Annotated in this window: 10 protein-coding genes; 3 read left to right on the forward strand and 7 right to left on the reverse strand. The window is 49.6% G+C overall.

The annotated features are described in order from the left end of the window. Nucleotides 1–93: 93 nt before the first annotated feature. The gene (locus BLS27_RS09735; protein ID WP_090344365.1) at nt 94–1,479 is read right to left on the reverse strand and encodes a flavin-containing monooxygenase; all 1,386 of its coding nucleotides are present in this window, start codon (nt 1,477–1,479) and stop codon (nt 94–96) included. Between the two features lie 363 nt (nt 1,480–1,842). Continuing rightward, nucleotides 1,843–2,043 (reverse strand): DUF3079 domain-containing protein, encoded by a 201-nt coding sequence (locus tag BLS27_RS09740; protein ID WP_043210996.1) that lies wholly within the window; start codon nt 2,041–2,043, stop codon nt 1,843–1,845. Nucleotides 2,044–2,779: 736 nt separating this feature from the next. Between BLS27_RS09740 and BLS27_RS09745 the strand changes: the two genes are divergently transcribed. Further along, complete coding sequence (locus BLS27_RS09745) at nt 2,780–4,126, forward strand: AAA family ATPase (RefSeq protein WP_090344368.1); 1,347 nt, start codon at nt 2,780–2,782, stop codon at nt 4,124–4,126. A gap of 3 nt (nt 4,127–4,129) precedes the next feature. Further along, on the forward strand, nt 4,130–4,777 hold the full coding sequence (locus tag BLS27_RS23630; RefSeq protein WP_139205747.1) for an HNH endonuclease: 648 nt from the start codon (nt 4,130–4,132) through the stop codon (nt 4,775–4,777). Between the two features lie 206 nt (nt 4,778–4,983). Here the strand turns inward: BLS27_RS23630 and BLS27_RS09750 are convergent, their stop codons facing one another. Continuing rightward, nucleotides 4,984–5,703: an HNH endonuclease gene (locus BLS27_RS09750; protein ID WP_090344371.1), complete on the reverse strand. Its 720-nt coding sequence runs from the start codon at nt 5,701–5,703 to the stop codon at nt 4,984–4,986. Nucleotides 5,704–6,247: 544 nt separating this feature from the next. Between BLS27_RS09750 and BLS27_RS09755 the strand changes: the two genes are divergently transcribed. Continuing rightward, a complete protein-coding gene (locus tag BLS27_RS09755) occupies nt 6,248–6,781 on the forward strand; it encodes an ATP-binding protein (RefSeq protein WP_090344373.1) in 534 nt (177 codons plus the stop codon). 32 nt (nt 6,782–6,813) lie between these two features. On the opposite strand, the gene BLS27_RS09760 is transcribed toward BLS27_RS09755, so the two are convergent. From BLS27_RS09760 to BLS27_RS09775, 4 genes are all read right to left on the reverse strand, one after another. Then, a complete protein-coding gene (locus BLS27_RS09760; protein WP_090344377.1) occupies nt 6,814–8,355 on the reverse strand; it encodes a GNAT family N-acetyltransferase in 1,542 nt (513 codons plus the stop codon). Further along, on the reverse strand, nt 8,330–9,124 hold the full coding sequence (locus BLS27_RS09765; protein ID WP_090344380.1) for a helix-turn-helix domain-containing protein: 795 nt from the start codon (nt 9,122–9,124) through the stop codon (nt 8,330–8,332). The genes BLS27_RS09760 and BLS27_RS09765 overlap by 26 nt, the downstream gene beginning before the upstream one ends. 224 nt (nt 9,125–9,348) lie before the next feature. After that, complete coding sequence (locus tag BLS27_RS23975; protein ID WP_090344383.1) at nt 9,349–9,624, reverse strand: hypothetical protein; 276 nt, start codon at nt 9,622–9,624, stop codon at nt 9,349–9,351. Continuing rightward, a complete protein-coding gene (locus BLS27_RS09775; protein WP_090344385.1) occupies nt 9,621–10,601 on the reverse strand; it encodes an integrase domain-containing protein in 981 nt (326 codons plus the stop codon). The genes BLS27_RS23975 and BLS27_RS09775 overlap by 4 nt, the downstream gene beginning before the upstream one ends. Nucleotides 10,602–10,925 lie beyond the last annotated feature (324 nt).

The following is a 10,925-nucleotide window of genomic DNA, read 5'->3' on the forward strand; positions in this document are numbered from 1 at the left end:
CACTAGGATAGGCAAAGGCCGCGCGCGGAAAACCAAGGGATTCGGTAAAAGACTATTACCTGCGCGCGGCTTGTGTTCGGTCGCGGGCGCGCGTCAGCGCTTGTCCTGCCTCAGGACCTGCACATCACCGGGCTCTGCCGTCTCGCGCAGGTATTCCTCCAGCGAATCGTCCAGCGCCTGCAGCCAGCGAGTATGGTGCGGCACCGCAGCGGTACCGGTCATCACCGAACGGTAGGAGCGGTCCCGATAGCCCATGATGTCGTGCTTCTTGTCGTGCTTCCATTTGAGGAAGATGCGGTTGACTGCATCGATGTCGAAGCTTGGGTAATCGGTTTGTCCGATCAGGTGCTGAATGTAGCGCCCCTGGAATTGGTACATCGAGGCGGTGCTCTCCAAGGCTTCTTCCTCGGCACGCCAGCGCGCACTGTCGGCCTGCATGGCGGCTTGGTCCGGCAGTTGGATGCGGCCAAGCATCAGATCACGGGCGAACCAGGCCTGGGCATCGAACAGGTTGAAGCTGTACCAGAGATCTTGCATGCCCAAATACAGCAACTGCGGGTTGGCCTCCCAGACCACGCCTTGGTAGAGGCCCAGCGGCCACAGACGATTGTCGGTGCGCAAGGTCAGCTCGTCAGGCAGGAATGGGAAGTGATGCTGGTAGCCGGTACACAGGATGATCGCATCGACCTGCTTGCTGGAGCCGTCGGCGAAGTGCGCCACGTCGCCTTCGACCCGCTGTAGCTGCGGTCGCTCTTCCCACCCTTTGGGCCACTGGTAGCCCATCGGTTGGGTGCGATAGGCGCTGGTGATCGAGCGGGCACCGTACTTGTAGCACTGCGAGCCGATGTCCTCGGCCGAGTAGCTGCTGCCGACGATCAGCACGTCCTTGCCGGCGAACTCCAATGCATCGCGAAAATCGTGGGCATGCAGGATGCGTCCTGAAAAACGCTCGAAGCCCGGGAACGACGGCACGTTCGGCGTGGAGAAGTGCCCGCTGGCCACCACCACGTAGTCGAATACCTGCTCGATGCCCTGACCCTGAGCGTAGTCATGGGCAGTGACAGTGAATGTGCGGCTCTGGTCATCGAAGCGCACGGCCTTGACCACGGTGTTGAAGCGAATGTACTGGCGCACACCGGCCTTCTTCACTCGGCCCTGGATGTAGTCCCACAGCACCTCGCGAGGAGGATACGAAGAAATCGGCCGACCGAAATGCTCATCGAAGCTGTAGTCGGCGAACTCCAGGCACTCCTTCGGGCCGTTCGACCAAAGGTAGCGATACATGCTGCCGTGGACCGGTTCGCCATGCTGGTCCAGGCCAGTGCGCCAGGTGTAGTTCCACATGCCGCCCCAGTCAGCCTGTTTTTCGAAACAGACCACTTCGGGCATAGGTGCGCCCTTGGCATGGGCGGATTGGAAAGCACGCAGTTGCGCCAGGCCTGACGGGCCGGCGCCGATGATGGCAACGCGAATAGTCATGAGGATGTCCTGTAAACACGAAAAAAGGCAAAACCTCCCCAACCCCGAACGGCAACAGGCCTAGGGCTGTGGATGGGTGAAGACTTCAGGTGTCAGCAGGCAGGTGGAGGCACGGGGCGCTTGCGCTTGTGCGCCAGCAGCATGTCTCGAGGTGGAATCGACAGCGTGTGGAACAGCGTCGAGAGAGGAGAGCAGCCGAGGGTAGATCGGACAACGGCAGGGAAGGGCCCGGTGGCCTTGCCAAGCAGAGCGGCAAGCGGGCCATGGGACCGATAGATACGTGTGATCTCGTGCATGGGGGCTTGTAGTGCCTCTTTTCTTTATGGATGCCTTTTTAGCTATAACGCATCGAGGGAAAGCATTTCAAGGTTTGTCATCGGCATGCGGCAGTAGCGCCTGGTTCTGCTGGGGCTGGCGCTCCCAGTCTTCACCGAACAGTTCCGCCGGGTGCTGGGTCCGTTCAGAACCATTGCCACAGGCCAGCGCTTTTGCCGGGCAATACAGGTCGCAGCCCCAGCAGATGCGCTCGGGGTGGCTGGGGTTGTGTGGGAATTTCTTGGCCATGGCGCATGCTCCGTTCTGGCCTGGGGATTTCAGGCTAAGCGGTATGCGTGGGGAGAGGTTGATTGGCGTCAACGACGCAAACAAAAAAGGCCCACCGTGAAGGTGAGCCTTTTTTGATACTGCGTATGGTGCGGCACCAGGAGTCGAAAATATTTATAACCATATGAATTTAAATGATTTTATTTATAGGTCTGAGGTCCCCTATCTCTAAATTTATCCTTATGAATTCACCCAGTTGGTCACAGGCGATGGGAGAACTAAATGAATGATGTTGTCCTACGTATGGCAGTCTATCGTGCTTACCTGTTAGGGGTAGCTTTGATGAGGGTATGCGAAAGTCACCGACCGAAGTGGCCTTTACGATGAATAGACTGCAATTGACCAAAGAAGGTCAACGACTCGAATAAAAGATTCTCTCTACTGAGTCGGTGTGGTTTTACTTCAAGACGGCCTAGTGATCAGTGATCGATGCCATCCGCGACAAAGTTTCAGAAGCCATCACCACTCCACCTAGCACTATGCACCCGATTGTGCGGCTAGCTGCTTATGGCGTAGGATTCACAGGTTTTCACCGAAGTCAGTAAATTGATAGGCTGCTGCGTGTACTACTGATAGCGCCGCGCTTTTTGGCCCAAGACGAGTTACCGTCACTAGAAACGGCTCAAACGGTGATATTGTAATCTATCGGTTCGGAAGGACTTCTTCAACGGCCGATTTACACAACAGTGAGCATGGAATGGCATTTATTATTGAAGCAGTCGCGACGGATCATACTTGGGTGCCTCTAACACTTAGCGCCGATCCATATGGAAATAATGTGTTCAGCCTTGTCGTGGGGCAAAATGCGACGGGCAAAAGTCGTCTGCTGAGGAAAATTGCGAGTCATTATATATTTGACAATGAACAGTTGTCAGATAGGGAACGTTATCAGGATAAAAATAATTCTAAGTCATGGAGCAATTACAGTACGTCGTCACCCTCCGAGGAGCTAATCCTCTCGCCGTATTCTGAAGAAGCACCCAGTATAGTAATCGCTGTATCTACAGGTCGCCATGATCGTTTTCCCAAACCGCGCGAGACCATGTCGCTTTTCGAGCGCTATCATTACATTGCTCCTTCCGAGCATGGCAACCTATCTTCCCTGACGCGTAGCCTGGCATCTATTATCAGTGGGCTTGAAGCCCATAGCTGGAAATTTTCCAGCATGGCTAATATTTTTGAGTATTTAGATTTCGAACCTCTCTTAGAGTTTAATGTTACTCTTGATCCAAAGTTCAAACAATACTGGAGGAAGCAAGAGGCCGAAGAGCAAGCAGTAATTAATTTGAATGAAGATAGTTATTCGTTAAGCAAAAAGATCAGCAAAAATCAATCTGTAATAGATCGATTATATCCAATACTAAAGTATATAAATAATCGTAAAAGCATTAATTATGAGATTCATCTGACACATGGTAGTCGGACGCACCATGCTTTTGATCTGCGTGAGTTGGCTTATGCATTGGAACAGGGTGCTGTCCGTGTTACCGATCTCACCTTGAGCGTCAAGTCTACAAAAAGTCGGCTAAAGCTTTCTCAAGCGAGCTCCGGACAGCAGTGCATGCTGGTGATGATTCTGGGCATCGCTGGTTCTATACAGGATGATGCGCTCATCTGCATTGATGAGCCCGAAATTAGCCTTCACCCACAATGGCAAAGCGATATTATCGGCCACCTACAAAAAGCGTTTGAGCAATTTAAAGGCTGCCACTTCGTAATCGCTACCCATTCGCCTCAAATTGTTGCTGGTCTCACCAGCGATAATGGGTACGTTCTAAGCTTAGAAGACAAAACTATCTACAAGTCGCATGAGTATGCTAATCGCTCTGCTGACTTTCAGTTGGCCCAAGTGTTCAACACCCCAGGATTCAATAACGAGTATTTGATTAGAATAGCTTTGATGCTCCTCACAAAAATCTCCCGCCGCGCCACCTTAACCAATGAAGATGAGCAGCAAGTCATAATGCTGTTGCAGGTTCGGGAAAGGCTTTCTTCACGAGACCCGGTGCGCCACCTCATTGATCAAGTTCAGATGCTGAGGTAGGAAATGCGGCCAATCGTTTTCGTTGGAGATAACCTTAACTACGTTAACCGCTATGATGGTGTATCGCATACGGAGTGGAATCAGACCGACGGTCCTATTGTCGAACTGCGGAGGACAATACGTACCCATTACCTAGCAGAGCAAAAATATCGGTGCGCCTACTGCCGCATGGAGAAAAAAGAGAATCATGGGCTTACCTGGGATGTAGAGCATATAATTCCCAAGGCAGTTTACCCCCGCTTCCTCTATGAGCCTCTAAACCTCGCGATGGTATGCAAGGAGTGTAATATCGCTAAGCTAGATAAAAGTGTGCTGCATCGCGCTCTTAGTCCTCGTGCTTCCCTACCGATCAACTCCGATGCGTACACAATAGTTCACCCTCATCACGATAAATATTCTGAGCATTTTGAAATAATAATTGTCGCCGGAAAAATCACCCACCGGCCCAAAAATAATCATAAAGCCAAAGAGACGTTTATCATGTGTGACTTAGTGCGATTCTCCTATGCATTCGGCGAATGGGAGGACTTCAATTACGCAATTGTGAAAACCTTCAGTGAGTTTGTCGAAGCGTGTCCTCCCAACGCAACTCCGGATCAGATTTCTGCATTTATGGGAACGCTGAGGTTTACGGTAAACGCGGACTTTTGATGATCTGGTGAATTCGCGTCCGCTCGGTGCTTTTCGTTATCGGGTTGCCGGTCACAAACCGATGAGACGGTGATCTGAGATCACTGTCTCAAAAAATTCTTCCCCTGCTGATGAGCTTTAGCCCTTTGCATCCGACGTTTGAGTCGACAGCTCATAGTATACAGTGGACTATTATTCGCTTGATGGCTCAATGTTATTTAGTAATATCAGCATGTGGCTCGAATTATTCGAAACTCTGGAGCCGATAGGAATTTTTCCGCTGGCGGCAAAGCTCGCTTTTCTAATGGGACGAAAGTAGTAATTCCAGGTAGGCGCATTACCGAAACAAGCACATTCTCTTGTTCTATGATCTCAATGGAAGTGTTGTCCTGAACATTCGCAAGGATCTCTCTAGGCTCAGTGCGGAGAATAAACCACCAGTGATCACCTCTTCCAGGCCTCCGAGCGAAATCTCGAGCCTCACTCATACGATCGGAGATAGCGACGTTATAAAAATTCTTACCGAGCTGCTCAAGTCCAATTTTAAGAAGCATCCGAGCCACTGCTAGTGGTTCTGAGACTTCGGCTATCAGATGGAATTGGGAAATCCGGCCTTGTCCCACAAAAGCCTTTAGTTGATCATTCTGCGGCTCGAGTTTAATTACTCCAGGAGTTATGGAGGCTTCTAGTCGTCCCAGCTCAGTATCCATACGAACGAAACGTCCCTTCTTTGAGGGTATTCCCCTCATCATACGATAGGCGCTGAACGGGAAGCTTTGCAGTGCTTTAGACTCAACTTTTTGTCCAAAGTATTGATTGCAGCTATCGCAGGTGACGCCTGGTCTACCCGTCGGTGCATTCTTTCCACCTAACGACTCAGGGACGATATGTGCTAAGGACGAAGCCTCATGGCTTTTACAGAAAATGCACGAGAGGGAGATTGACATTTTCCTCCTTAAAGAATTTAGATGTCCGCCTAATTAGATTTTACGAGCCAACACCGTAAAGGTTTCAGCTAACGGACAGATCTTAGTATAAATCAAACCTATAAAATTTATCAAAGTCCGTAGCGAGCGTTGGCCTTTGTGGATTGTTGTGATCAGGCCATAGTGCGTGTGAATTGATTTGACTTCAAGTATGCAAGATTGTTTAGTTAGAAGATTTGTGTTCTAAAGTTATTGTGATGTCGCAGTAAATTCGGCGTGCGGCTCAATTCCAAACCACTTGCCAATCCCAAACCCGAATATATACTGAAAGCTGGGATAAATCAGGCTCACCTTCGTGCTGTTCTGGCCAGTCGCACGCTCAGACCATCCAGGAGATTTTTGCCCTTTGCCTTTCGCTCTCACTAAGCCTAACGCTCACACCTTAAATCTTGTTAATTTGATGAATGCAACTATACTGATGTCGACATTTTAGGTTAGGTGTTTTTCTAGTTTTTTCAAAAATCGGTATCAATTATTATGTGATGGTAAATATTTTGGAGCGTATATGACAGTATTTGTGGCAGGGGTTCATGGGGTGGGTAAGAGCTTTCTCTGTCAGCGATATGCGGATGAGTTTTCAGTTGCGTATGAGAGTGCGAGTGGGCTAATACGTAAAGAACGAACTCTCGCGGATTGGAGTGTAGATAAAAAAGTTAAAAATGTTGATGAAAATCAGCTCGCATTAAAGTCTGCTGTCAAGCGAATTATTAAGGGAGGGCAGCCTTTAATTTTGGATGGGCATTTTGTTTTAATCAATGCTGCTTCAGATTTTGTTAAGTTGGAATCTTCTGTTTTTCAGGATATAGAAATTACAGGTGTGGTGGTCTTGGAGGCTGATGTTAATACTATACAGTCACGCCTAGCAGCTAGAGATTCTGCGAAAAGTGCAGTTGATATTGGCGTATTCCTAGAGCATGAAAGAGCGCAAGCGCGGAAAGTTTGTCAAGAGCTTAGCATTCCCTTCCAAGTTTTGCAGCAGCCTGATTTTCTGGAGTTTTCAGCAGTGGTCACCAGTTTTTTGACGTCTAGCTCACGGTGACTGATTAAGGTTGGCATTGCATCTCCTCTTCTCTATGTTTCAAAGCCGAGCTTTGCCCTTAGCAGTAGCTTTCCAAGATTTTCCTTTATTTCAAATATGGATTGTGGCGGATGCTCTCTGAAAATACCAATTTCTTGTAATTCAGATAAGCTGACAGGTGGGTCAATATACCCTGCTAACAAGTAATTGATAACTTTTATCGGATTTTCTTTGGATGCTTGCCAGCTTTCAAGCTCTTGTTCGCTGTAGACAGACCGTCCGCCGGACAAAGTCATCAGTTCTTTTGTTGAGTTTGCATTTGCAAGTTCTTCAAAAATCCCAACGGCAGTAATTGACTGAGACGGTTCGTGTTTTGATTTGCTTTTGTAAAAAAACAGCAGTGATCCAGGTTCGCCGAGCTTTGATTTGGCCCGGCAGAGATAAACTTTTCTTATAGTATTGCCGGGGCGGTTTGGCCCGCCTATCAGCCCAGAACTCTCGAATAGGTCACCTTGAGGATCATACTTTAAATCTGGGTATAACGTGTCGTGGTAGCTCTCTTTAATAGGTATGCCAAACGCTCTCACGCCAGCGTCTGATACGAAGCGCGGGTAGTTAATCTTGGCCATAGTGAAAAGGTCCTGCCCAGGCTCGCGAGATAGCCTGTTTTGGGAAAAACGCTTTTCGTAGATGAGTTCGCCATCTTGTTTTGTTGCAGTATTTTGAAAGCCGTAATATTCGAGTAGATCAATAAGCGAGTTTTGAGTTTTGTATGTGGTAACGTACACTAGGTCGTAGGCGTTTTTCTGAGCAAACCAAAATACTTTTTTTAGTAATAGTTCCCCAAGCTTGACACCCCTGCTTTCGGGGCGGACCTTGAATGTACAAATTTTTAGTATTTTATTGGCAGGTAATTTTGCATCCGTGTTGCCTGAGGTTTCATCTTTCCTAACGACTAGGCCTGCTATGCTTTTAGTGCTGTAGTCTGAAACAATCCAGCATTGCCTATGTTCCCGAACACATTTTTCTTTCCACCATTGATCGAAAGGGGCGTAGTCTTCTCTCAAGCTGTCAAATATTTTATCGCTTAAAGGTATTGTATTTGCTGAAACTTCCTCTACAAAGCGTACAGGGCTTTCTTTTGGCTCAAACGTAGTTTGCAGGAGGTCTACGGCGTCGGCAATATGAAGGACACGCCTGCCTAATTCTGATGAGTGACGTCTCGCTCTTTCATGCAGGCCTCTATCCTGAGTTACCAGGAAGTCTGCCGCGCCAATATGCAATGAATGTAATAGAGTGACATCTACTACATCATTTGGCTTTCTGATTTTTCCGAACTCATCGCCAAGTGTGCTTGCATCAAACCCACGAACTCTTTCGATGTGGCTGAATTTTTCAAGCTTACTTGCCGAGATATTGCGGCGTTCGATGTTTTTGTCGCGCGCTATATCATCCTTTGCGGCTGCATGAATGAATACGCCAACCTTGTTTTTTGTTGCTAACTGTATAAATGTCGAAAATACAGGTTGAACAGTTTTGTTGTCTTCTAGGCCGATTACAATATTAGTATCAATTAGATATATTTGTCTGTTCATCCATGAGGGCCCTGCGCATTTCCTGCTTGGCATAAATAAAGGACTGAGGAGGGGTGAAGTTAAACCGCTCTCTGAGTTCTTTAAGATTCATTGGGGTCTGAAATGTTCGTGCATTTGTTAGCTCGAGTGCAAAACCCTCTGTCAAACCTTCAAAGTACACTTCAAAATCATGCTTCTTAATTAATGCGGATTTTGAGTATTTCTTCCATATGTTTTGAATAGGAAGTTTAATGATGTCGGAAATTTCTGCGCACCCAACAATAGCCATCACGGGGGATGTTGAGTAAATATAGATTTTCGTCCCTTTCGCTGTGGATAGAGGGAAACGTCTACGAAGCTCTACGGTTTTTTTGCCTTTTAAAATTTTTTCCGAGTATTGTGGGTGGATACTTATAATTAGATCTTTGGTCGCTGTTGGCGTTGGCTCGTCGCTGCTGAATATCGGTAATATCAACTGCCTGTTAGAGTGTTCTTCTATATCAAGCTCTCCGCGTAGGCGAGCGGATACGTCGCTGTCAGCACTGAATGCCGCCTCAATTCGTAAAGATGCGCCGAGAGTTTCAACGTACTTTTTTAAGGAGGAGATTTGTACGTCGCCCCGTGCTTCGATTTTTGAAATGGCCGCCTGACCAATTCCTAACTTCTCTGCCATTTGGAGCTGAGTGTATCCGACAGCCTCTCTCAGGCTTCTCAACGACTGGCCTACGACCCTTCCGGCATCATGCTCTTTGCCGTATACGGCAGCGATCACTTTAGTTTTTTGAGACATATCAACCTCCATACGCGGAGTGGACCTTACCAACAGTCGACATTCCCTTCAAGGAATATATTCGATCGCTCCGCACAGAGCTTCGTCAGGCTTCGCTTCGTCTGCCGTGGCGAAAGATCTACACCTTTGCGCTGTACCTTGACGACCGTTGGTCGCCACTGACGACTCGCCTGAGGACGTCGCATCGAGTCATTTGCAATCCTGACGGTGAGGATCAGATGCATCTACAGATGGAAGGACCATGATGCTTTCAGGCGTCTAGCCAGTAGCCGAACAGTGAGAAGATAGTAGTACCGCGTCGCCTCACTTCGTCCAGCGACACAATGCTCTAGAAACCAAATTAGATGCTTTCGCCGCCAAGTCCAAGGCGTTTCTCGCTGCCAGCGGTTTGCAATCTCAGCCTGGATGATTTTCGCCTGTCGCAAATGGCGTTGTTGTGTGGAGTGCGATCCCGTCAGCACCGCAGCCAAGAACAGCTCCATATCGAATACCTTATTCATCTGCGACCTCCTATGTAGGCAGCGACCACGTCGATCCGCCCGTGCCCCAGCTCGCAGCTGATTTGCCACCGGGCCTCACGATCAAGGTTCCTATCTACCTGGCAACATTGGCCGCCGTTAATTGGCGCGGGGTGTTGGGTGATCTGCTCGTAGCGCTCACATGCGTACGCCGCTCGTAGCTCATGGAAGCCCTTGAGGTTGTGCGCATGCAGGATATCCCGCGCAGAGCGGATGCTTTCTTGCAGAAGATTCAGGTAGCTCTCATCTGGCGCAATCAGGTTTCGGCTACCTGAAGGTGACGCTTTCGATGCGAATCCAAGAGCATCACGAATATGATCATCCACTGCTATCCAACGTGGCGCCGAAGCGCCGGCGCGGCCACCTTTGGTGCCTTCCTGGATGTTGATTTTGCCGCAGGCTTCAGCCTGACGGCTAAGTCGTGGCAGGTCAGCCAATATGGCTTCACGCAAGCGCATGCCAGTGGCTCGCGCCAACAGGACAATCGCGGCGGTCCGTTGCTGATGATTTCGGCAAAGCGCATTGACGATCTCTTTAACCTGATCGCGGTCTTGGCCCTGCGGTACTGAGTGGCGAATCCCGGTGCGTTGCATTCCCGACGCCTTGCTCGGACTGGGTAATTTCACACACTGATCACCGCGCAGCGCCGCCATTGTCCTGTTAACGCTGGATAGGCGGTTTTGTGCGGTGCTGATGGCGAGGCTACCGCACTCAACCGCATCGCGCAGATACGCCGCATAGTCCGTCAATACCTTCCGATCAATCTGCCGCGCATCATTGATACTTGGCCCTTGTTCGGAGCGGCACCACTTCACGAATGCCTGCCATCGATCACAGTGCGCTTTGACCGTGCCGTAGTGGCCACCGCCAAACATGTCTTTCAGCGCCTGCGGTCCTGCGTAGCTCAATTGCCTGCCGTAGCCGAAATTGCGGCCATTGCGTTTGCCGACCAATGCCATGTCGAATCACCTCATCGTTCGCTCTCCGATCCTCGCCCCACGTCATCCCGCCAAGAATGTTGAGTGTTATCAGGGATCAAGGCCCCTGCGACCTGTGGGGAAGGCCCCCAACGCGGGACTGGCGGCTCCTTACGACCGGGAGCAAGGGCATCTCATGATCTGGCCTCCTGAACACCGTTACCGGTGGGCGGGTGGAGGCTGCATTGGCTGACGAGACCAGTGCCTGAAGATCCTGAGCCAAGTGCAAGCAGCAATGCGATGACCGGGGCATGCCTGACTGTCAGTCAGGTGCAGTCCATTCCCTGGTCTGCGGCACCATCATCT

This window comes from Pseudomonas guariconensis (assembly GCF_900102675.1).
In the GTDB taxonomy this organism is placed as follows: domain Bacteria; phylum Pseudomonadota; class Gammaproteobacteria; order Pseudomonadales; family Pseudomonadaceae; genus Aquipseudomonas; species Aquipseudomonas guariconensis.

Bases quoted from the DNA above. Each gene is read 5' to 3' on its own strand.
- BLS27_RS09735 (WP_090344365.1), bottom strand. From the start codon at position 1,479: ATGACTATTCGCGTTGCCATCATCGGCGCCGGCCCGTCAGGCCTGGCG.
- BLS27_RS09740 (WP_043210996.1), bottom strand. From the start codon at position 2,043: ATGGCCAAGAAATTCCCACACAACCCCAGCCACCCCGAGCGCATCTGC.
- BLS27_RS09745 (WP_090344368.1), top strand. From the start codon at position 2,780: ATGGCATTTATTATTGAAGCAGTCGCGACGGATCATACTTGGGTGCCT.
- BLS27_RS23630 (WP_139205747.1), top strand. From the start codon at position 4,130: ATGCGGCCAATCGTTTTCGTTGGAGATAACCTTAACTACGTTAACCGC.
- BLS27_RS09750 (WP_090344371.1), bottom strand. From the start codon at position 5,703: ATGTCAATCTCCCTCTCGTGCATTTTCTGTAAAAGCCATGAGGCTTCG.
- BLS27_RS09755 (WP_090344373.1), top strand. From the start codon at position 6,248: ATGACAGTATTTGTGGCAGGGGTTCATGGGGTGGGTAAGAGCTTTCTC.
- BLS27_RS09760 (WP_090344377.1), bottom strand. From the start codon at position 8,355: ATGAACAGACAAATATATCTAATTGATACTAATATTGTAATCGGCCTA.
- BLS27_RS09765 (WP_090344380.1), bottom strand. From the start codon at position 9,124: ATGTCTCAAAAAACTAAAGTGATCGCTGCCGTATACGGCAAAGAGCAT.
- BLS27_RS23975 (WP_090344383.1), bottom strand. From the start codon at position 9,624: ATGAATAAGGTATTCGATATGGAGCTGTTCTTGGCTGCGGTGCTGACG.
- BLS27_RS09775 (WP_090344385.1), bottom strand. From the start codon at position 10,601: ATGGCATTGGTCGGCAAACGCAATGGCCGCAATTTCGGCTACGGCAGG.